The 20,453-nt window shown below is 72.1% G+C and carries 17 protein-coding genes and 1 pseudogene; 4 read left to right on the plus strand and 14 right to left on the minus strand.

Annotated elements, in window-relative coordinates; all coding sequences use genetic code 11:
• Window positions 1-322: 322 nt before the first annotated feature.
• From JGS22_RS02925 to JGS22_RS25865, 4 genes are all read right to left on the minus strand, one after another.
• Window positions 323-1,210, minus strand: coding sequence for a DUF5936 domain-containing protein (locus JGS22_RS02925; protein ID WP_211043214.1), 888 nt, complete (start codon window positions 1,208-1,210; stop codon window positions 323-325).
• Between the two features lie 178 nt (window positions 1,211-1,388).
• Window positions 1,389-2,357, minus strand: coding sequence for a type II secretion system F family protein (locus JGS22_RS02930; RefSeq protein WP_211043218.1), 969 nt, complete (start codon window positions 2,355-2,357; stop codon window positions 1,389-1,391).
• Window positions 2,358-2,492: 135 nt separating this feature from the next.
• Window positions 2,493-3,830: a TadA family conjugal transfer-associated ATPase gene (locus JGS22_RS02935; protein WP_211043216.1), complete on the minus strand. Its 1,338-nt coding sequence runs from the start codon at window positions 3,828-3,830 to the stop codon at window positions 2,493-2,495.
• Between the two features lie 97 nt (window positions 3,831-3,927).
• Complete coding sequence (locus tag JGS22_RS25865; RefSeq protein WP_236073005.1) at window positions 3,928-4,452, minus strand: TadE/TadG family type IV pilus assembly protein; 525 nt, start codon at window positions 4,450-4,452, stop codon at window positions 3,928-3,930.
• Here JGS22_RS25865 and JGS22_RS27280 point away from each other — a divergent pair.
• A complete protein-coding gene (locus tag JGS22_RS27280) occupies window positions 4,432-4,944 on the plus strand; it encodes a TadE/TadG family type IV pilus assembly protein (protein WP_372454296.1) in 513 nt (170 codons plus the stop codon). The genes JGS22_RS25865 and JGS22_RS27280 overlap by 21 nt on opposite strands.
• Here the strand turns inward: JGS22_RS27280 and JGS22_RS02945 are convergent.
• The 4 genes from JGS22_RS02945 to JGS22_RS26925 are packed head-to-tail and all read right to left on the minus strand — an operon-like array spanning window position 4,904 to window position 8,711.
• Window positions 4,904-5,317 (minus strand): TadE/TadG family type IV pilus assembly protein, encoded by a 414-nt coding sequence (locus JGS22_RS02945; RefSeq protein WP_216814820.1) that lies wholly within the window; start codon window positions 5,315-5,317, stop codon window positions 4,904-4,906. The two genes, JGS22_RS27280 and JGS22_RS02945, sit on opposite strands and share 41 nt — an antisense overlap.
• A gap of 4 nt (window positions 5,318-5,321) precedes the next feature.
• Window positions 5,322-6,704 (minus strand): CpaE/TadZ family protein, encoded by a 1,383-nt coding sequence (locus tag JGS22_RS02950; RefSeq protein ID WP_211043735.1) that lies wholly within the window; start codon window positions 6,702-6,704, stop codon window positions 5,322-5,324.
• A gap of 11 nt (window positions 6,705-6,715) precedes the next feature.
• Window positions 6,716-7,414, minus strand: a complete 699-nt coding sequence (cpaB, locus tag JGS22_RS02955) for a Flp pilus assembly protein CpaB (protein WP_308405790.1) — start codon at window positions 7,412-7,414, stop codon at window positions 6,716-6,718.
• Window positions 7,302-8,711, minus strand: coding sequence for a hypothetical protein (locus tag JGS22_RS26925; protein ID WP_308405486.1), 1,410 nt, complete (start codon window positions 8,709-8,711; stop codon window positions 7,302-7,304). Before JGS22_RS26925 ends, cpaB begins: the two co-directional genes overlap by 113 nt.
• Before the next feature lie 618 nt (window positions 8,712-9,329).
• Here JGS22_RS26925 and JGS22_RS02965 point away from each other — a divergent pair.
• Window positions 9,330-10,361 carry a chitinase gene (locus JGS22_RS02965; protein WP_211041067.1) on the plus strand — a complete coding sequence of 344 codons (1,032 nt, stop codon included), beginning with the start codon at window positions 9,330-9,332 and terminating at the stop codon, window positions 10,359-10,361.
• A gap of 178 nt (window positions 10,362-10,539) precedes the next feature.
• Here JGS22_RS02965 and JGS22_RS02970 read toward each other — a convergent pair whose 3' ends face one another.
• The 5 genes and pseudogenes from JGS22_RS02970 to JGS22_RS27580 all read right to left on the minus strand — a co-directional run.
• On the minus strand, window positions 10,540-11,820 hold the full coding sequence (locus tag JGS22_RS02970) for an Nramp family divalent metal transporter (protein WP_211041070.1): 1,281 nt from the start codon (window positions 11,818-11,820) through the stop codon (window positions 10,540-10,542).
• 293 nt (window positions 11,821-12,113) lie between these two features.
• Complete coding sequence (locus tag JGS22_RS02975; protein WP_211041066.1) at window positions 12,114-12,971, minus strand: trypsin-like serine peptidase; 858 nt, start codon at window positions 12,969-12,971, stop codon at window positions 12,114-12,116.
• 75 nt (window positions 12,972-13,046) lie between these two features.
• Complete coding sequence (locus tag JGS22_RS02980) at window positions 13,047-14,576, minus strand: FG-GAP and VCBS repeat-containing protein (RefSeq protein ID WP_211041065.1); 1,530 nt, start codon at window positions 14,574-14,576, stop codon at window positions 13,047-13,049.
• A gap of 152 nt (window positions 14,577-14,728) precedes the next feature.
• On the minus strand, window positions 14,729-15,136 hold the full coding sequence (locus JGS22_RS02985; protein WP_211041064.1) for a RidA family protein: 408 nt from the start codon (window positions 15,134-15,136) through the stop codon (window positions 14,729-14,731).
• Window positions 15,137-15,575: 439 nt separating this feature from the next.
• Window positions 15,576-15,680: pseudogene (locus tag JGS22_RS27580) on the minus strand (RidA family protein); the annotation flags it as partial.
• Between the two features lie 749 nt (window positions 15,681-16,429).
• Here JGS22_RS27580 and JGS22_RS03000 point away from each other — a divergent pair.
• Together JGS22_RS03000 and JGS22_RS03005 are read left to right on the plus strand one after the other, a co-directional pair.
• Window positions 16,430-17,704 carry an alanine racemase gene (locus JGS22_RS03000; protein WP_216814821.1) on the plus strand — a complete coding sequence of 425 codons (1,275 nt, stop codon included), beginning with the start codon at window positions 16,430-16,432 and terminating at the stop codon, window positions 17,702-17,704.
• A 179-nt stretch (window positions 17,705-17,883) separates the two neighbouring features.
• Window positions 17,884-19,452, plus strand: a complete 1,569-nt coding sequence (locus JGS22_RS03005) for an N-acyl-D-amino-acid deacylase family protein (protein ID WP_211041062.1) — start codon at window positions 17,884-17,886, stop codon at window positions 19,450-19,452.
• 57 nt (window positions 19,453-19,509) lie between these two features.
• On the opposite strand, the gene trhA is transcribed toward JGS22_RS03005, so the two are convergent.
• Complete coding sequence (trhA, locus tag JGS22_RS03010; RefSeq protein ID WP_236073006.1) at window positions 19,510-20,409, minus strand: PAQR family membrane homeostasis protein TrhA; 900 nt, start codon at window positions 20,407-20,409, stop codon at window positions 19,510-19,512.
• Between the last annotated feature and the right edge of the window lie 44 nt (window positions 20,410-20,453).

The raw sequence follows: 20,453 nt of genomic DNA on the forward strand, positions 1-20,453 counted from the left end.
CGGCAGCACACGGCGTACGGCCGGACGCGCCGCGTACCGGCGGGACGCAGCTCGGGCGGCTCGAACGCGCCTTGTGCGGCCGGGAGTTGGCCGCGTACGGCTGGGGCGCCGGGTTGTCCGTACGGCTGCTGGCTGCCGGCTTGCCGGGTTGCCGGGTTGCCGGCTTGCAGGGGCGCCCGTACCCGTAGGTCTGCGCCCAGGTGCGGGACTCAGTGGCGGGCGCGGTGTCCGGTGCAGTGGCGTCGGAGGCGGGGGCGTCCGGTGCAGTGTTGCGGGGCGGTAGCGGGAGGCGGTGGCGTCTGTGGCCGGGTGGGGTGGTGGGTCAGTCGCCGGTGATGCGGTTGAAGTCGGTGTCGGTGCCGAGGAAGAGGCCCGCGACGAGGAGGATCAGCGTCGCCGGCACCATGACCGTGGTGATGACCAGGGTCGCCTTGGGGACGGTTTTGGCGGCGCGTCTGCGGGCGTTCTGGGCATCGGTGCGGCGCATGTCGGTGGCGAGGGCTATCAGGGTGTCGACGATCGGGGCGCCGAGGTCCTCGCCCTGTTGGAGGGCGGTGACGAACATCGCGACCTGCTCGGAGTCGTTGCGGCGGCGCAGGTCCTCGAACGCCTGGCGCCGGCTCACTCCCATGTCCATCTGCCGCAGGGTGATGCGGAGTTCGTCGGCCCACGGGCCCTCGTAGCGGGCGGAGACGCGGTCCAGCGCCTGGCGGAAGCCGAGGCCCGCGGAGACGACGACGGCGAGGACGTCGAGGAAGTCCGGGAGGGTGCGTTCGATCTCGTCCTTGCGGATTCGGATGGAGGCGGCGATGCCGACCTCGACCCAGAAGAGCCCGAAGGCGACCATGAGGACGGCGAAGAGGTAGTTGCCCGCGCTCAGCATGACGAGGGCGCCGAAGAGGCCCAGCCCGCCGTAGACGGCACGACGGGCGGCGTAGCGGTCGACGGTGAGGCCGCCGGGGTTGCCGGCGAAGTCGATACGGCGGCGCACTCTGTCGACGCGCTTCTCCCCCATCAGACGCAGCACCAGCGGCGCCCAGCGCATTCCCAGGCGGTCGACGGCGGAACCGACCGGGGTCGTACGGGTGGCGCCCACCTCCAGGGCGATCTGGAGGTCGGCGGGCAGCTTGGTCTGGGAACGGTAGAGCCGGTAGCCGAACACGAGTCCGGCGGCGCACAGGGTGGCGGTGAGGGCGAGCAGCAGCGCCATGGCGGGCGAAGTCCCTCCCTTCGGGGGCGAGTTGGCCGCCGCGGCTGTTCCGGGCGGGCCTTCTGCGTACGTGAAACTGGGGTGGTGCGTGAGCCGAGGTCTTGCGTGGGTGTGGTCTTGCGTGAGTGTGGTCTTGCGTGAGTGTGGCGGTGCGTGAGCCGGGGCCGGGCGGGGCGGGTCAGACGTCGATTCTGGACATGCGGCGGATGACGAAGAAGCCGAGCGCGTAGAGCGCGAAGGCGGTGACGACGGCGGCCTGCCCGAGGAACGTTCCGGTGAGCCGGTCCAGTGTGCCGGGGCCGGTGCGGTCCATCATCAGCAGGACGCCGAAGCCGATGAGCGGTACGGAGTAGGCGGTCATGTTGACCTGGGAGAGCTGGGTGCGGACTTCGCGGCGGGTTTCCTTGCGCTGCTCCAGGGTGGTGGTGAGGTTGCGCAGCGAGTCGACGACCTGGCCGCCGGCGCGACTGGAGAGCACCAACGTGGTGACGAGGACGACGAGTTCGCGCGAGGGCAGGCGTTCGGCAAGCTCGCCGAGGGCGTCGTCGACGGAGTGGCCGAGGGCCAGCTTGTCGGCGACCTTGGCCAGTTCCTCGCCCGCGGGGGCGTCCATCTCCTCTGCCGCCATGGTGATGGCGGTGCGCAGCGCCAGCCCCGCCTGGGTGCCGTTGGCCAACAGACGTGCAAGCTCCGGGAGTTGGTTGATGAAGCGGTCGATGCGCTTCTGCCGCTGCCAGTTGAGGAAGGCGAACGCGGCCCAGATGCCGAGGAGTCCGGCTATCGGGCCGAAGAAGGCGGCCAGCACCGATCCGGCGATCAGCCACAACCCGACGACCGCGGTCGCGACGTAGACGGTGAACTCGCCGACAGTGAGGTCGAGTCCGGTGGCGGCGAGTCGCAGGTCGAGCTTGCGCCCGTAGCCGGAGGAGCGCAGCCGTCGGTCGAGTGCGGCGAAGCGTCGGCCCTCGGCGGCTGCCGGCGAACCCGGCCTGCGGTCGTCGAACCGCGCGATGAGGTCCCGCTGTTGGGCTCGGCCGGAGAGGTAGAGCCGGCCGCCGATGAGCGCCAGCGCCAGGGTGAGCAGGGCCGCGCCCAGTACCAGCGTGGTGAGGTTGTCGCGGACCGCCCCGGCGGCGTACGGGAGCACAGCCGTGGTCACGGTGTCCGCGGCGGATGCGGCGTACGGGAGCACGGCGTCCGCACTGGCGGTGGCACCGGCGGGGGCGCCGGTGGTGGGGCCGGCGGCGGTGAGGAGTGCGGTGGTCACGGTGTCGGTCGGCTCCTACTTGGCTTCGCGGGTGGCGAGTTGGAGCTCGGAGTCGGCGACCCCGAAGACGGGCGGCAGGGCCTCACCGGCGAGATAGAGGCGTTCGGCGACCCTGCGCGGTACGGCGTACTGCTCGAAGCGGCCCCGTACGGAGCGGTCCCCGGTCGCGGGGAGGGTGCGGAAGCGGCAGACGGAGGTGAGCCGGTACTCCTCGCGGCCGGCGGAGTCCAGCAGGGCGACCTCGGTGACGCGGCGGACGCCGTCGGGGTGACGGGTGAGCTGGACGATTACGTCGACCGCGCTGTTGATCTGGTCGCGCAGCGCCTCGAACGGGATCTTCACCTCGGACATCGAGGCCAGGGTCTGAAGGCGCATCAGCGCGTCCTCGGCACTGTTGGAGTGCACGGTGGCCAGCGAGCCGTCGTGACCGGTCGACATGGCCTGGAGCATGTCCAGCGTCTCCCCGCCGCGCACCTCGCCGACGATGATCCGGTCGGGGCGCATGCGCAGGGAGTTGCGGACGAGGTCGCGGATGGTGATCTGCCCCTTGCCCTCCACGTTGGGCGGGCGCGATTCGAGGCTGATGACGTGCGGCTGCTGGAGCTGGAGCTCGGCTGCGTCCTCGACCGTGATGATGCGTTCGCCCTCGGGGACGAGGCCGGAGAGGGCGTTGAGCAGAGTGGTCTTCCCCGAGCCGGTGGCGCCGGAGACGATCACGTTGAAGCGGGCCCGGACCAGAGCACCGAGGAAGAGCATCGTCGCCTCGTCCAGGCTGCCCAGTTCGATCAGCTCGGAGAGCCGGTAGGACTTCGGGAAGCGCCGGATGGTGAGGGTGGGGCCGGTGAGGGCGAGCGGCGGGATGATGACGTTGACGCGCTCGCCGCTGGGGAGGCGGGCGTCGACCATCGGATTGGACTCGTCCACCCGTCGGTTGACGGTGGAGACGATCCGTTCGATGGTCTGCATCAGCTGCTCGTCGGAGGCGAAACGCAGCGGCAACTGCTCGACGCGGCCCGCCCGTTCGACGTAGATGTGGTTCGGCCCGTTGACCATGATCTCGGTGATCGAGGCGTCTTCGAGGAGCGGTTCGAGGATGCCAAGCCCGAGGGCCTCGTCGACGACCCGACGGATGAGCATCGCGCGTTCGTGCGTGGACAGGACCGGGCCCTCGCGGCTGACGATGTGGCCGAGCACCCGCTCCAGCCGGTCCCGACGGTCCGCCGCGGCGAGCGAGGACATCTCGGCGAGGTCGATCTCCTCCAGCAGCTTGGCGCGGAAGACCGCGACGAGTTGGTTCTCGTCGTGGGCGGTGGAGGCGGCCTCGGGTGCGGTGAGGCGGGCCTTCAGGCTCATGGTCTCTCCCGGTGGGCGGCTGGACGGCGGACTGGTCGGCGTTGCTGGTGGTCGGCTGTGTTCGAGGGGCCTGGTCGGGTCGGGGTTCGGAGGCGGGTCAGTCGTCGGCTCTGGGCATGGTCGAGGAACGTTGTACGGAGCCGAGGTCGACCCCCGGGATGACGGACGGGATCCGCAGCGTGGCGGTGACGGTGACCTCTCCGTCGGGAGTGTCCTGGGCGAAGGCGGCACCGTCGGCGAGCCAGCTGCTGATCGCCTCGCGCCCGGCCGCCGCCGGGCTCTCGCCGGCGTCCTGGGAGGCCGTACGGGCGGCGGCGCGCGCTGCAGTGCCGGACTGGACCGCGGTGTAGGCGACCAGGCCGAGTTGGACCCCGGCGAGGGCGATGAGCAGCAGCAGCGGCAGGAAGCCGATGAACTCGATGGCCGCCTGCCCCCGGTCGCCGCCCCGACGACGCGTACGGGCCGAGGGGCGGGTACGGGCCGCCGGGCGCGTACGCGCCCGGCGGCCCGTACCCGCCCCTCGGCCCGTACGCGTCGTCGGGGCGGCGACCGGGGGCAGGCGGCCATCGAGTTCATCGGCTTCCTGCCGCTGCTGCTGCTCATCGCCCTCGCCGGGGTCCAACTCGGCCTGGTCGCCTACACCGCGGTCCAGTCCGGCACTGCAGCGCGCGCCGCCGCCGGGGAGCCCGACCGGGGCCAGGCCACGGTCGAGTTCCTCGGCATGCTGCCGCTGATCCTGCTCGTGCTGGTGCTGTGCTGGCAGTTCGTCCTCGTCGGCTACACCTTCGTACTGGCCGGAAACGCCGCCGACAAGGGCGCCCGCGCGGCGGGCGGCGGGCCGGCGCGCGGTTCGACGCAGGGCGTACGCAGGGTGTACGCCGGGGTGCGGGGCTCGGGGGAGGAGCACGGCCCCAGGGCCGCCGGCGCACGGAGGCGGGGCCAACTCCCGGCCCGCCGCCCGCCGCGCGGTGCTGATGTTTTCGCCCGTCGCGCCGCCTTCGGCTTCCGCTCTCACCGGGTCGAGACCGCGAGGCCGCGAGCCGTATCCAACTTTCGCGCGCGGGCCGGGCGGCTCATTCCTCGGCCTCCGAGGGGGCGCCGCCGGTGCCGGTGACCGTCATCGGGAAGCTGACCGTGCCGGGGAAGAGCACCGGCACCTTCAGCCCCACGGTCGCCTTGGCCAGCTGTCCGAACTCCGCTTCCTGGCAGGAGACTTCGGCGCCGGAGGCCCACGCCTGGGGCAGGTCCTCGGTCGCGGCGCCCTGGCAGTCGCCACCGACCGCCGCCGCGCGGGCGCCCTTGTCGGCGGCGTTTCCGGCCAGTACGAAGGTGTAGCCGACGAGGACGAACTGCCAGCACAGCACCAGCACGAGCAGGATCAGCGGCAGCATGCCGAGGAACTCGACCGTGGCCTGGCCCCGGTCGGGCTCCCCGGCGGCGGCCCGCCCCCGATCCCGTATCCGCTCCCGTACGCGTCGGCTGCGCATGTCTTCAGTACTTCCCCGCAGGGCCCGGCCCATCCTGCGCGCCGGGTCCGGAAGCCGGGCCGGGCCCGGAAGCCGGCCCGGAGCCGCGGGCCGCGCCACGTCCGCCGCGCCGCGGTGAGAGCGCGCCGCGTTCGCCCCGGCCGCCTGCCCCCCGGTCGCCGCCGTACCGGACCAGACCGCCGCCGGAACCGCGTTCCTTGCCCGCGGCGTTCGCTGAGCCCGCGACCAGGCCCAGCTCGCCGGCGAGCGCCCACAGTGCCTGCCGAACCGCGCCCCGGCTGTCCAGCTCGTGGACCCGGGCGGAGTCGACGTATCCCTGCAACTCCTTGTAGTTGGCGGGGACATGGGTGCGGGCGACCCGGGTGCCGGTGAGGCGCTGCACCAGATTCGGCTGGATCTCGCTTCCCCGGGTGTGCCGGTTGACGACGGTGAGGGTGTCCTCGGCCTTGCGGATCTGGAGGCGCTCCCACAGCCGTACGGCGCGTTTGACGCCGCGTACGGCGACCACGTCGGGGGTGGTGACCAGCAGCGCGGTGTCGGCGGTCTCGATCGCGGCGGCACCGGCGCCGGTGAGCTGGGAGCCGCAGTCGATGACGACCGTGCCGTAGCGGGCGCGGAGCAGCCCGATGATCTGGCGGGCGGCGGCCTCGTTGACCTCCTCCGCGCGCTCCCCCTCGGCGGGGGCGAGCAGCAGGGTGACCCCGCTGACGTGTGGGAAGACGGCGTCCTGGAGCACCCGCGGCGAGATGTCGCTGATCCCGGCGAGGTCGGCGATGGAACGGCGGAACTGCACGTCCACGAACGAGCCGACGTCGCCCGCCTGGAGATCGAGGTCGACCAGCGCGGTCGAGCTGCCGCCGGCCTGCGCGGCGAGCGCGAGCTGCACGGCGGTGAGGGTCGTGCCGACGCCACCCTTGGCGCCGCTGACCGTGACGACGGTGCCGCCGGGCCCGCTGAGCAGATCCTCGCCGTACCCGAGGTGCCGCCGTACGCCGGCCGCCCACTGGGCGACGGATTGGACGCGGTTGGTGAGGTCCTGGTAGCCGAGCGGCTGCGCCAGTACGCCGCGTGCGCCGGCGTCCATCGCGGCGGAGAAGACCGCGGGGCTGGGGTCGCTGGTGATGAGGACGGTGCCCACCGCCGGGAAGCGCAGGGCGAGTTCGCGGATCAGCTCCAGTGCGGGCAGCGGGCTGATGCTCTCGTGGACGAGGACGACCTCGGGCAGTTCGGCGACGGACTGCTCGGCGAGGTGGTTGAGCAGATCCAGCAGTGCGGTGGAGTTGCCGGCCGGCTGGGCGGGCTCTATGCCGGGAAGCTGGCCGAGCATGGAGGCGACAGCGCGCACCGAGTCGGCGTCGCTGGCGGCCGGGATGACGCGGATGACCATGGCGCCCTTCCTCAATCGTCCGTGGACAGGCGGTAGTCGCGCTCGCCCTCGCCCTTGCCGTCGGCGTCGCCGGGGGCGACCAGGGCGAGGCGTACGTGGGTGGCGAACGACTCGGCGTACGCGACGCGTTGGGCGTCCAGGGTGGACAGCGCGAACGTGATCGGGACCGCCTGGCGGTTCCCGGAGACGGCCCGGTCGTCGTCCTCGTCGAGGCTGGTGAGCCGGCCGACGTCGATGACCCGAGCGCCGGAGACCAGCACCTTGGAGACCGGCTCGCCGCCCGCGCCCTTGCCCTTGGCCGAACTCCCGTCGCCCGCCGGGAAGGTGGCGAAGATGTTGACCCGGGCGCCCGGCGTGATCTTGCCGGCGACGCCGGTGGCCGCGTCGATCATGATCGCGATCTCCTGCTGGCCCTTCTCCAGCGCGGGACGGTCGGCGATCATGTCGGACTGGAGCAGCGAGCCCTTCTTCAGCGGGTTCACGGCGATCTTGTCGCGGATCTCGTCGAGATCGGTGACAGCGGTCCCCGGAAGCCAGCGCTTGGGCATGCTGACCTCCTTGAAGTGCTTCTCCTCCAGCTCGGCGTACGGCTCGACGTCACCGGCGAGTTCGTACGCGGTGACCTCGGGGCCGACCTTGGACTCCACGTCGTTGACGACGGTCAGCACCCCGCCGAAGACGACGAGAGCACCGAGTATCGACAGCAGCATGAGGATGACGCCGCGGCGCTGGCGTGAGTTCATCGGGGGCTGTTACCTCGTTCGGGGCGGGAGCGGTCCCGAGCGCCGCCACACCCCGAGGGCTGCGACCGCACAAGGAAGGTCCCGCGCTCCGGAGTCGCCCACCAGAGAAGATTCGGCAGCAACACATGCCGTCCCGCTCAGCGCGTTCGTCCCTGCCCGGGGACTCGGGTGGCCGGGCACCCTGGAGCGGTCGGGTCGTACGGGCCTGGGTCAGCCGGCTGGCCGCGTGCGGCGGCACCGTCGGCGGTGAGGGGTTGAGCGCCGGACGGTCGGTACGCCCCGGCTGCGCGCCCGGGTGCACGCCCGGCTGCGCGCCCGGCTCGGCGTGCGGGAGCGGCGGCGCCGGTACGCGCGGATCGGTCACCGGCACCCGCTCGGCCGGCGGCGGCGTACGGTCGGCCGGCCCGCTCGTACGGTCCTGGGGGCGCTGCCGTGCGGCGGCAGCCCCGGTGACCGGGGCGCGGCAGAACACGCAGCGGTCGCCGATGAGTTCGAGCCCGCACCAGTGGCAGAGCGCCCGCTGCACCGAGCACACCAGCTGGTACAGCATGGAGATGTCCGGGATCGCCGCGGCGAACTCGATCAGCTTGCCGCTCCCCCACCACCGGGCGGACTCCTGCGGCAGCGGGGCCGGTTCGAGCGCGGCGACTCGCCAGCGCTCGGCGAGAGTGTCCGAGACCCAGTCGGAGCCGAAGTGGCCCGCGGCGGTGGTCATACAGGTCGTGTAGTCCGGCCCCTTCAGCACCTCGGGCCCGCTGCCGATCTTGATGAGCTGCGGCGTGGGCGAGGCGAGCACGGCGAACTGGCTGCCGGGCAGCCAGGACCGGGCGTGCGAGGAGACCGGCACCGGAACGTTGTCGAGCTTGCTGACCGAGTTCAGCACCGCGCCCGCGTGGATGTAGTACGACAGCAGCCGGATCGCACCGGCCAGCACCCCGGGGTTGAGGTCGGCGGTCGAGAGCTGACGCAGCTGCCGCACCAGCACCGCCAGGGCCAGCGGCGGGAGTTCGGACTCCACCAGTGCGATCCGGTCGCTCTCCAGAACGGATCGGATCGCGTACAGCCGCTGCACGGACGCGCGGGAGGCGGCCGAGGTGTGGAGGACGACGAGATAGCCGTGCTGGTCGAGGATCACGCGTATCTGCGACAACGCGTCGTCCAGCGACTGCCGGTCGGGCGGGGTGAGGACGTGGGCGGCCGGGGTGTGGGGATCAACGGCCGGCAGGGCCAGTTCGGAACTGGTGACGGCTATCGCGGTGCTCACGTCGGGACGTCCGTCCTCTCCTCCAGGGTCGGCGCCGCCTCCGTGCGCTGTGACGGCTTCACCTCGAGTGCGCTGACTGTCAGTTGGCAGCCTAGCCGGGCGGGGCGCGGGGGTGAACCGTTCCCAGGAAAGCGGACCGGCACACTCTGGCTGGTGGGAGGCCGCGGACGGTACCGGCCGGGGGCGCACCGCGCACCCGCGGAGAGCCGTTCGGACCTCGCCCGGACGTCCGGGGCGGGCAGGCGCGCGGGACGGCGTACGGGCGCGCGCCGGAGGGCGCGCCGGAGGGCGTGCCGGAGGAGCTGGTGGCGGTCCTGGAGCCGCCAGCGATCGGTCCTGGAGCCGCCGGGGATCGGCCCGGTGGGCGTCGCGGCCCTGGACGCGGAGGCCGCCTGCTCCCACGTTCGGCGTCAACTGCCTTACCGGGCGGTGGCGTTGGCGCGGCGCCGCGGGATCAGTGACGGGCGAGCGGTCGCCGGGGTCCGGCCGGGGGTTGTGAAGGTTCGTGTCGCAGGGGTTGACATGAGCATTGGTATGAACCAATGTCCAGTGGCACATCGGTGGCCACCGAACTTCCCCCCTCATCGCGAACTCCCCCACACGCACCTGGAGATCCTCGTGGACCGGACGCATCGCAAGAAGCGCAGCAAGAAGCTCCTCGGCGGCGGGGTAGCCCTGGCCGTCGCCGCCGGTGGGCTGATGGCAGCCACCAGCCTGACCGGCAGCGCGGGCGCCGCCGACACCAAGGCGGACCCGACCCCGGCAGCCGTACCGGCCCACGCGGTCACCGGTTACTGGCAGAACTTCGACAACGGCGCGACCGTCCAGAAGCTCGGCGAGGTTCAGGACGGCTACGACATCATCGCCGTCGCCTTCGCCGACTCCACCGACACCGCGGGCGAGATCGAGTTCAACCTCGACCCCGAGGTCGGCTACGGCTCCGAGGACGACTTCAAGGCCGACATCGCGGCCAAGCAGGAAGCCGGCAAGAACGTCATCATCTCGGTCGGCGGCGAGCTCGGCAACGTGACCGTCGACAGCTCCGAGTCGGCCCAGAAGTTCGCCGACAGCACGTACGCCCTGATGGAGGAGTACGGCTTCAACGGTGTCGACATCGACCTGGAGCACGGCATCAACGCCCAGTACATGGGCGAGGCGCTGAAGTCGCTGTCGGAGAAGGCCGGTGACGACCTCGTCCTCACCATGGCGCCGCAGACCATCGACATGCAGACCACCGACACCGAGTACTTCAAGCTGGCGCTGGACGTCAAGGACATCCTGACCGTCGTCAACATGCAGTACTACAACAGCGGTTCGATGCTCGGCTGCGACGGCAACGTCTACCAGCTCGGCACCGTCGACTTCCTCACCGGTCTGGCCTGCATCCAGCTGGAGAACGGCCTCGACGCCGACCAGGTCGGCATCGGCGTGCCCGCCTCGACCAGCGGCGCCGGCTCCGGCTACGTCGAGCCCAAGGTCGTCACCGACGCCCTCGACTGCCTCACCAAGGGCGAGAACTGCGGAGAGTTCAAGCCCGAGAAGACCTACCCCGAGCTGCGCGGCGCGATGACCTGGTCGACCAACTGGGACGCGTCCAACGGTGACGGCTGGGTCGACACGGTCGCCCCCCACGTGCACGACCTGCCGTAACCCCCGGCAGCGCACCACCCGCCGATGACCACACGAGCCCGGCCGTCCCCCAGCGGCCGGGCTCGCGGCATGCCCGGCTCCGGCCACGCGCCGGACGGGTCGGGCAGCGCCGGACGGGTCGGGCAGCGCCGCCACGCCATGCCTCGCCCCGGCCTCGCCTCGCCTCGCCTCGCCTCGCCTACCAGGGCAGGGCGCGGATCTGTTCGGCGCAGAGGTAGACGAAGAGCAGGAGTGCGGCGACGAGCATCGTGTTGGAGAGCGGGCCGTTGCGGTGACGGGCCGGTACGCCCGGGCGGTTGAGCAGCCACAGCAGGGTGGCGGCGAGGAACGGCAGGAAGAGGGAGCCGAGGACGCCGTAGGCGATGATCAGGCCGAACGGCCGGTCCAGGAAGAGCAGGACGATCGGCGGGAAGGTGATCCAGAGCAGGAAACCGCGGAAGGGGAGCGACCGCTCGCGCGCACCCGCGGCCACCTCCTCGGTGTCGGAACCGCCGTGGCGCAGATGGGCGACGTAGTCGGAGAAGAGCAGGCTGACCCCGTGCCAGACGCCGACCAGCGAGCTGAACGCGGTGGCGAAGAAGCCGACCAGGAAGAGCTTGGCGGTGAAGACGTCGAAACGGCGCTCCAACTCCTCGCCGACGTCCAGCAGTCCGCGGTTGTTGCCCTCCTCCAGGGTGATGTTGGTGGCGTGCAGCAGCTCCGCGCCGACGATGATCATGGCGATGGTGAAGACGCCGGTGGCGACGTACGCCATCGAGTTGTCCAGGCGCATCATCCGCATCCAGCCGGGGGTGCGCCAGCCCTTGGCGTTGACCCAGTAGCCGTACGCGGCCATGGTGATCGTGCCGCCGACACCGCCGATCACACCGAGGGTCCTGGTGATCTCCCCCTCCGGGACGGTGGGGACGAGCCCGGCGAAGGCGCGCCCCGCGTCCGGTACGACCCGTACCGCCAGGACGACGACGACCAGGAACATCACGCCGATCAGTACGGTCATGACCCTCTCGACGACCGCGTACCGGTTGAACCACACGAAGAGCAGCCCCAGTACGCCGCAACCGACGCCCCACACCTTGAGGTCCACCACGTCGGGGAAGAGCGCGGCCAGCGGCAGCGCGCCGGCGGACATCGCGGTGGCGCCGTACACGAACGCCCAGACGACGCAGTAGAAGCCGAAGTAGTACAGCGTCCAGCGCCCGATGGTCCGCCAGCCGTCGAACAGCGTGCTGCCGGTGGCCAGATGCCAGCGGGCGGTGCCCTCGGCGAGCGCGATGCGCACGATGCAGCCGATGACGACGGCCCACAGCAGGCTGTAGCCGAAGAGGCTGCCCGCGATGAGGGTCGCGACGAGGTCGCCCGCGCCGAGCCCGGTCGCGGCGACGACCAGTCCGGGCCCGATGGAGCGCAGTTGGGGGCGTTGGGCAGGGTCGAGCTGCAACGGCTCGTCCCTGTCGTGCAGTTCGGTCACGGCGACCTCCGGTGCTCGTCCCCCGCGCTGGTGTGGCGCATTTCACCGCCGGGTGCGTGAGTGGCGCAAGAGGGCGTGCCCGGGTGTTTCGGGCGAGGCGCTTCGGCGGGGGCCGCATTGCGGGCGGCAGTGAACAAGCCGGACCGCCGACGCCGAAAGCGGGCGAAGACGTACCGGGGCGCCGGGGAGGGGTGCAGACGGGTCCGCGCCCCGTGCACGGTGGGTGCAGGGGGCGCGGAGGGCCGTGCGGTCGCAACCGTTGGGCCGGAACCGTTCGGCCGGGTTTACGGCTTGGGCAGTGCGCACTCGGGAAGCGAGAGGTCCACCTTGTTGCCGGTGGTGACGCACTTGGTCAGGTGGTGCACCTGCTGGCCGTAGTTGATGCCTTCGCGGACGGTGACCTCACCGTTCTCGTCGACCTCGCACGGGTTGTTGAGGGTGCACTCCCCGCCGGACTCGTTGCCGGTGTTGTTGACGCCGACGACCTTGCCGCTGTCGCGGTCGATCACCGGGGAGCCCGAAGTCCCGCCGACCGTCTGGCAGTCGGAGGTGTAGCGCAGGGAGTCCTTGGTGACCCAGCCGTCCTCGTGCAGCTCGTGCACGAACGCGTCGAGGTTGCAGCTGTAGATCTTCTTCCAGTAGCCGGAGACGACGTCTATCGGGGCGCCCTCGGTGCCGCGTTCGGCCGCGATCTCCAGCGGCTCGATGCCGTACTCCGCGCTGACCGCCTCGTAGGTGGTGTCGGTCTCGTAGATCGCCATGTCGGTGTCGGTCATGGTGGCGTACGAGATCTTGGTGGCCTTCAGCGTGCCGAGATCGCCCGCGTCGGCGTCCAGCAGCGTGAAGCTGCGGCTGGACGGCTCGTCGACGACGACCTCGCCCGGCGAGGGCATGCCGCTCTCCAGGCAGTGGCCGTTGGTGAGCACGAGCGCCGGGTCGCCGGGCTGCGAGTCCGGCAGCGCGACCAGGGAGCCCGAGCAGTTGTTGAGCGCGACGATGCCGGCGAAGTCCGGGGCCGCGGCTGTCTGTTGAACGTCCTGGGCGGAGGCCGGAGCGGCGCCGAGACCGACGGTCGCGGCGGCTCCGAGCAACAGCGCGGTGGCCGCGCCGAGGACAGGACGGGTGAGTGCGTTGCGCACCATGTGGGGGGTCCTCCCGTACCGATGGTGAAGATTGTCGTGAGCATTATCGATACGGGAGAACGCCCTGAGAAGACCTCAGTTACGGGACATGAGGGGTCCGTAACCCGAATTGGTGAGTGCTTTACCGAATTGAACGCCCGCCAGTTCGGCACCGACCGTTCCGGGGTTCACGTCGAAACTCCCGGTGGCGGTCGGGCCGTCGGCGGTGCCGGGGAGGTACCAGATCGCACCGGCCTCGGCCGCGTCCCCGATTCCCTCGCCGGGCGCGCCGACGGTGAGGTCCGCCTTCCCGTCGCCGTTGACGTCCAACAGCCGCACCGCGGAGCCGAATCGGTCGTTCGCCTCGGCGACCCCGGCAATGCCGGGAGTGTCCTGGTGGAACGCCTGCGCGCCCGCACCCGTCAGCCCCTCGCCCTCGGAGCCCTTGAGCAGCACGACCGAGCCGGCCGCGTACCTGTCGCCGATGGCCTCGAACGGCACGGCGACGGCGAGGTCGTCGATGCCGTCACCGGTCACGTCACCGGCCGAGAGGACCGCCCCGAACTGGTCGTTCTCCTCGCTCGCACCCGGCACTCCGGCGGTGTCCTGGGTGTAGGTCTTCACCCGGTCGCCCAGTCCGTCCGCGGTGCCGTGGACGACCTTCACGGTGCCCTCGTCGTACGGCAGGTTCTCGACGACGCCACCGGGCATCTCGCGGTAGGCCAGGTCGCCGTAGCCGTCGCCGTCGAAGTCGCCGATCGCGCCGGTGGCGCCCATCGGCACCTCGGTGTCGGTACGGGTCAGACCGTTCTCGCCGCCGGTGAAGAAGAGGTTCTCGCGCCCCATCTCCTCGAACGACTGGTGGACGACGAGGTCGTCCGCACCGTCGCCGTCGATGTCGCCCGCGGTGACGCTCATGACGTCGTTGTAGCTGGTGGTGAGCGGGATCTGCTGCTCCTCGGCCCACTGGCCGTCACGGGTGAACGGGCCCTGGAGCAGACCGTAGGTGCCGCTCTCGTGGCCCCGGCCCATGAGCAGGTCGGGGTTGCCGTCACCGTTGAAGTCGCCCGCGGTCAGCTGCCCGCCGGTGTCGAAGGCGTTCTCGGCGTCGTCGCCCTCGATGACGGCCGAGCCCTTGCCGGTGACGCCCTCCGCGCCGCCCCAGAGCACGACGACCTGCTTGGCGCCCGGCACGTGTACGGCCAGGTCGGTGTAGCCGTCGCGGTCCAAGTCCGCACCGGCGATCCGCCAGCCGAAACGGTTGCCGTCGGCCGGCTCGCCGGGCACGCCGTCGGTGGCCCGATCGAGGGTGACAGCGTTGTCGCGGTCCAGTCCGTCGGGCGTTCCGTAGAAGACCGTGACGTAGCCGGCGGAACCCTCGCCGGAGGAGCTGCCGGACGCACCGACAGCCATGTCCTGGTAGCCGTCGCCGTTGAAGTCCTCCTCGACGGCCGCGGCGCTGGGCTTCTTCGCGCCCTTCGCGCCCTTCGCCGAACCGTCCTGCGCGGCGGAGGCGAGCGCCGGCACGGCAGCGGCGGCGACGAGCGCGGTGGCCGCGCCGGCGGCGACCAGCGCGGCCGTACGGCGGTTCCGGCGGGAGCCGGGTTTCGCGGAAGGTTGTTCCATGGGTCCTCCCCCAGGGTCGACTGCGCCCCGCGTTCCGGTGAACACGGGGTGAATGTCGCCGAGTGAGACGAGTGAAACGGGCCGCCGGTTGCGCGGCGCCCGGCCCCGATGTCCGGGAGGCCCCGGCCGACGACCAACCTCCGGCTCGGGCCCTAGCCCAGGACCGCCTGCGCGTCGATCTCGATCAGCAGCCCGGCGGGCAGGCCGACGTACACGGTCGTACGGGCGCCCGGAACCTCGACCCGGTCGGCCAGGTACTCGTTGAAGATCTCGTTGAACTCGACGAAGTGCGCGGTGTCGGTCAGGTACACCCGGGTCATCACCACGTCCTCCCAGCTCGCACCGGCCTCGGTCAGGACCGCCTCGACGTTGGCGAAGGTCTGGAGGGTCTGCTCGCGCAGACCGGGCCCGGCCGGGGTCGGGGCGACGCCCTCGGCAGCGGGCAGGAAGCCGACCTGGCCGGCGACCTGCAAGATGTTCCCCTTGCGCACACCGTGCGAGAAGCGCGCGGGCGGAGTGGTGTGAGTGGCGGGCGTGTAGGCGGTCTTGGGGTGCGACATGGGGGCGTGACCTCCGAAGGCGGGCGCGGTACGGAGTCGGCGCGGCGTGCGCGGTACGGCGGCGGCCGGCGCCGGCCGTACCGACCGGAAACCGTGCGGCACAGCCCGGCACCGGCCGGCACCCGTCGACCCGCGACGGACATGTCCGGACAGCGACCGCTTGATTGATCTGGACCTTTCCCTTGATCCTAGGCGGAGTTCACTCCGCCTAGGATCAAGGGAAAGGTCCAGATCAATCAAGCGGTCGCTGTCCGGACATGTCCGTCGCGGGTCGACGGGTGCCGGCCGGTGCCGGGCTGTGCCGCACGGTTTCCGGTCGGTACGGCCGGCGCCGGCCGCCGCCGTACCGCGCCCGCCTTCGGAGGTCACGCCCCCATGTCGCACCCCAAGACCGCCTACACGCCCGCCACTCACACCACTCCGCCCGCGCGCTTCGTCCGGGCCCGGCCGGGGTCGGGGCGACGCCCTCGGCAGCGGGCAGGAAGCCGACCTGGCCGGCGACCTGCAAGATGTTCCCCTTGCGCACACCGTGCGAGAAGCGCGCGGCCTCGCTCTTGGCCTCCGAGAAGTCCGCCTCGGAGACGGGGAGTTGCCAGGTCTCGCGGGCCACCGTCAGCCGGCCGTCCCGGTCCTCGACGAGGACGTCGCCGCTGCGCACGGTGAGAGTGCTGAAGGGGTCGACGGTCTGGTCTACCATGGCGACGTGCCGGTCCTCGGGGCGGGCCAGCGAGGGCTGGCTGCGCGTGGACCACTTCAGCGGCAGCTCCTTGGGCAGCGTGGGCAGCAGCCGCGGGCCGGGTCCTGGAGGTACTCGTTCAGGCTGCGGTGCTCGATGAGGACGGTGCTGGGCTCGCCGGTGCTGCCGGAGGTGTGGCTGACGTACGCGAGCGCACGCGGGTGCACGGGCCCCTCGGCCTCCGCCGGGCCGGTACGGAACCGGAGACCGGCCCCGTACCGGCCCGGCGGAGGCCGAGGGGCCCGTGCACCCGCGTGCGCTCGCGTACGTCAGCCACACCTCCGGCAGCACCGGCGAGCCCAGCACCGTCCTCATCGAGCACCGCAGCCTGAACGAGTACCTCCAGGACCCGGCCCGCGGCTGCTGCCCACGCTGCCCAAGGAGCTGCCGCTGAAGTGGTCCACGCGCAGCCAGCCCTCGCTGGCCCGCCCCGAGGACCGGCACGTCGCCATGGTAGACCAGACCGTCGACCCCTTCAGCACTCTCACCGTGCGCAGCGGCGACGTCCTCGTCGAGGACCGGGTACGCCCGGCTCGGGTCCGGCCGCTCCGCCGCAGGTGGTCGCGCTCGCCGAGGAGCGGCTCGACCACCGGTTCAAAGGCCTGCCGCCGGATGCGGACGGCCTGACCGTCCGGGAGTTCGCCGGGCAGCGCCGCGAGTTGTTCTCCGGAGGCTTCACCACGCCCGTACTGGCGCTCTCCGCCGAGGCGTTGGAGCACAACCTCGCGGCGCTGGAGGGTTACACCGAGCGGCACGGGCTGGCCTTCGCCCCGCACGGCAAGACCTCCATGGCCCCACAGCTCTTCGCCCAGCAATTGGCGCGCGGCGCCTGGGGCATCACTCTGGCCAACCCCCACCAGGTGCGGGTGGCCAGGGCTTTCGGCGTCTCCACCGTCTTCCTCGCCAACGAGCTGGTCGACCGGGCGGCGCTGCGCTGGCTCTCCGGCGAGCTTGAGGCCGACGCCGGTTTCCGGCTGGTGTGCTTCGTCGACTCGGTGCAGGGCGTGCGGCTGATGGACGAGTCGCTGCGCGAGGCGGGCGGCAGTCGGCCGGTCGAGGTGGTGGTGGAGCTGGGCGCCGGGGCCGGCGCCCGCACCGGCGCGCGTACCGCACAGGAGTGCGCGGCGGTCGCCGACGCGGTGGCACGCACCCGTACGCTCCGCCTGGTCGGTGTCGCGGGGTACGAGGGCGAGGTGCCGGGCGCGACGCCCGAGACGGTGCGCGAGTGGCTGCGCCGACTCACCGCGCTGGCCCGCCGGTTCGACGCCGAGGGCCGGTTCGCCGGAGTCCGGGAGATCGTGGTGAGCGCGGGCGGCAGCGCCTGGTTCGACGCGGTGGCGGAGGTCTTCGGGGACGCACAGGAGCTCCCGGAGCTGTCCGCTCCCGTACTGCGGCTGCTGCGCTCGGGCGCGTACGTCTCGCACGATGTGGGCCACTACCGGGAGTTGACGCCGTTCAACCGGGTGCCCGACGAGGGCGGGCTGCGATCCGCGTTCGTCCTGTGGTCGCAGGTGGTCTCCCGCCCCGAGCCCGGCCAGGCGTTCCTGAACGCGGGCAAGCGGGACGCGGCGCACGATCTGCGGCTGCCCCGGGCGGAGTTCGTACGGTCCGGCGCGGGCGGCGAGGTGCGGCCCGCGGACGGGGTGGAGATCGTCAAGCTCTCCGACCAGCACGCCTGGGCCGAACTGACGGGCGCGGGCAGGGAGTTGGAGGTCGGCGACTGGGTCGGCCTCGGGATGTCCCACCCCTGCACGATCTTCGACCGGTGGCAGCTGATCCCGCTCGTGGCGGCCGACGGCACCGTCACCGACTGCGTCAGGACCTTCTTCTGAGCCCGACAGGGCCGTCCCCCCGGCCCGACCGCGACGACCTGCCGGACCCGAACGACCCGCCCGGCCGCCGGGTCCGCAACGGCCCAACCGGCCACCACGACCCGACCGGCGGCCGGGTCCGACGCGTCCCGTCGGGGAGCACGGCGGGCACGCCAGGCTCGGACACCGGCCTCGACACCGTGATCCGCGGCGCGACCCTGGTCGACGGCAGCGGCGCCCCCGCCCGCCCGGGCACGGACGTCGGGCTGCGCGACGGCCGTATCGCCGCCCTCGCGCCGAGCGGGCGCGGCGCGCGGCTCACCGGCCGCAGAGTGCTGGACGCCGACGGGCTGGTCCTGGCGCCCGGCTTCGTCGACATGCACGCGCACAGCGACCTCGCCCTGCTCAGCGACCCCGAGCACACCGCCAAGCTCGCCCAGGGCGTCACCCTGGAGGTCGTCGGCCAGGACGGCCTCTCCTACGCCCCGGTCGACGACACCACCCTGCCGCAGGTCCGCCAGGCCATCACCGGCTGGAACGGCGACGGCGGCGACCTCGACCTCGACTGGCGCGACGCCGGCGGCTACCTGGACCGGCTGGACCGCGGTGTCGCGCTGAACGCCGCCTACCTCCTGCCGCACGGCAACATCCGTATGCTCGCGGCCGGTTGGGAAGACCGTCCGGCGACGGAGGACGAGCGCGCCCGGATGCGCCGTTTGGTGGCCGAAGGGCTGGAGCAGGGCGCGGTGGGCCTGTCCGCCGGGCTGACGTACACCCCGGGCATGTACGCCGGCGACGACGAGCTGGTCGATCTCTGCCGGGTGGTGGCCTCCTACGGCGGCTACTTCTGCCCCCACCACCGCTCGTACGGGGCGGGCGCGCTGACCGCCTACCGGGAGATGATCGCGCTCGCCCGCACTTCGGGCTGCGCGCTGCACCTGGCCCACGCCACGCTCAACTTCCCCGTCAACAGAGGCCGTTCGGCCGAGCTGCTCGCACTGCTGGACCAGGCGCTGGCCGAGGGCGTCGACCTGAGCCTGGACACCTACCCCTACCTCGCCGGCTGCACCACGCTCGCCGCGCTGCTGCCCAGCTGGGCAGCCGAGGGCGGTCCGGAGGCGACCCTGGAGCGGCTGCGCGACCCGCTCGTGCGCGACCGCGTCCGGCACACCATGGAGGTCACCGGCTCGGACGGCTGCCACGGTGTGCCGGTCGACTGGTCGACGGTGGAGATCTCCGGCGTCGCCGACCCCGCGCTCGGCGGCTGGACCGGCCGTCGCCTCTCCGGCTTCGACGAGGCCGTGGAGCTGCTGCTCGCCGACCGCCTCGGCAGCACGATCCTCCAGCACGTCGGCGACGAGGAGAACGTCCGCGCGGTGATGCGGCACCGCGCCCATACCGGGGGCAGCGACGGCATCCTGCGCGGCGCCAAACCGCATCCGCGCGCGTACGGCACCTTCCCCCGCTATCTGGGCCACTACGTGCGGGAGTTGGGGGTGCTGACGCTGGAGGAGTGCGTCGCCCGGCTCACCTCGCGCCCCGCCGCCCGCCTCCGGCTGCCCGACCGCGGGCTGGTGCGCGAGGGGTACGCGGCCGATCTCGTGCTCTTCGACCCGCTGACGGTGGCGGCCGGTTCGACGTACGAACAGCCGCGCACGCCCCCCACCGGCATCCCGTACGTGCTGGTGAACGGCGCACTCGCGATCGACGGGGGCCGCCGCACCGACGCGCTGGCCGGGCGTTCGGTGCGGCGCACCCCGCTCCCGTAGCCAAACCGCGCCGCCCCCCTGGCGGCTGCGGGGCCGGCAGACCTCGGGAAGGCGCGCTCAGGCGTGCTGGTAGGCGACGAGCGAGATGCCGATGTAGTGCGTGAAGAAGGCCGCCAGGGTCAGGGAGTGGAAGACCTCGTGGAAGCCGAACCAGCGCGGTGAGGGGTTGGGCCGCTTGAGTCCGTAGATCACTCCGCCGACGCTGTAGAGCACGCCGCCGACGATGACCAGGATCAGTACGGCGAGCCCGCCGGTCCGGAGGAAGTCGGGCAGGAAGAAGACAGCGGCCCAGCCCATCGCGATGTAGCAGGGCGTGTAGAGCCAGCGCGGCGCGCCCACCCAGAGGACCCGGAAGGCGATGCCGGCTGCCGCCGCCACCCAGACCCCCCACAGCAGTGCCTGCCCCTTGGCCCCTTCGAGCAGCAGGATCGTCAGCGGGGTGTAGGTGCCGGCGATGATCAGGAAGATGTTGGCGTGGTCCAGCCGCCGCAGCACCGCCTCCGCGCGCGGACCCCAGTTCCCCCGGTGGTAGAGGGCGCTGATGCCGAAGAGCAGGCAGGCGGTGAGGGTGTAGATCGCACAGGCGGCACGGCCGCGCGGAGAGTCGGCGAACGCGGTGAGGAAGACACCGGAGACCAGCACGGCGGGGAACATCCCGGCGTGCAGCCAGCCGCGCAGCCGCGGCTTGATCTCCTGGTGGACGAAGTGCGCGGCGCGCTCCGCGGGTGCGGCAAGCGCAGCAGCGGCAGCGGAACCGGACGCGCCTCCCTCGGACCCGGCGGCGGAGGACCCCTCGGGCTCCGCGGACGCGGGCTCGGGCCCCGTCGAGCATTCGGACATTTCAGCGGTGGTGCCCCCGGCAGGCTGAGTCGTGCCGGAAGCAGCGTCGATACGACCGTCGGCGGCACCCGTCACCTCCGAGGACGCTCCGGCGGGTTCGTGCGCGGCAGCAGTCATGGGGCCAGGCTACCTACGCCTCCGTAGGTTTCGGAGTGGGGCCC

This window comes from Streptomyces tardus, from assembly GCF_018101125.2.
GTDB classification, from domain to species: domain Bacteria; phylum Actinomycetota; class Actinomycetes; order Streptomycetales; family Streptomycetaceae; genus Streptomyces; species Streptomyces tardus.

What these genes read in the sequence shown, in the direction of transcription:
- cpaB (WP_308405790.1), bottom strand. Translation starts at nt 7,414, where the DNA reads ATGCTGCTGTCGATACTCGGTGCTCTCGTCGTCTTCGGCGGGGTGCTG.
- JGS22_RS02975 (WP_211041066.1), bottom strand. Translation starts at nt 12,971, where the DNA reads ATGGTGCGCAACGCACTCACCCGTCCTGTCCTCGGCGCGGCCACCGCG.
- JGS22_RS02925 (WP_211043214.1), bottom strand. Translation starts at nt 1,210, where the DNA reads ATGGCGCTGCTGCTCGCCCTCACCGCCACCCTGTGCGCCGCCGGACTC.
- JGS22_RS02935 (WP_211043216.1), bottom strand. Translation starts at nt 3,830, where the DNA reads ATGAGCCTGAAGGCCCGCCTCACCGCACCCGAGGCCGCCTCCACCGCC.
- JGS22_RS02945 (WP_216814820.1), bottom strand. Translation starts at nt 5,317, where the DNA reads ATGCGCAGCCGACGCGTACGGGAGCGGATACGGGATCGGGGGCGGGCC.
- JGS22_RS02950 (WP_211043735.1), bottom strand. Translation starts at nt 6,704, where the DNA reads ATGGTCATCCGCGTCATCCCGGCCGCCAGCGACGCCGACTCGGTGCGC.
- JGS22_RS02985 (WP_211041064.1), bottom strand. Translation starts at nt 15,136, where the DNA reads ATGTCGCACCCCAAGACCGCCTACACGCCCGCCACTCACACCACTCCG.
- trhA (WP_236073006.1), bottom strand. Translation starts at nt 20,409, where the DNA reads ATGACTGCTGCCGCGCACGAACCCGCCGGAGCGTCCTCGGAGGTGACG.
- JGS22_RS02980 (WP_211041065.1), bottom strand. Translation starts at nt 14,576, where the DNA reads ATGGAACAACCTTCCGCGAAACCCGGCTCCCGCCGGAACCGCCGTACG.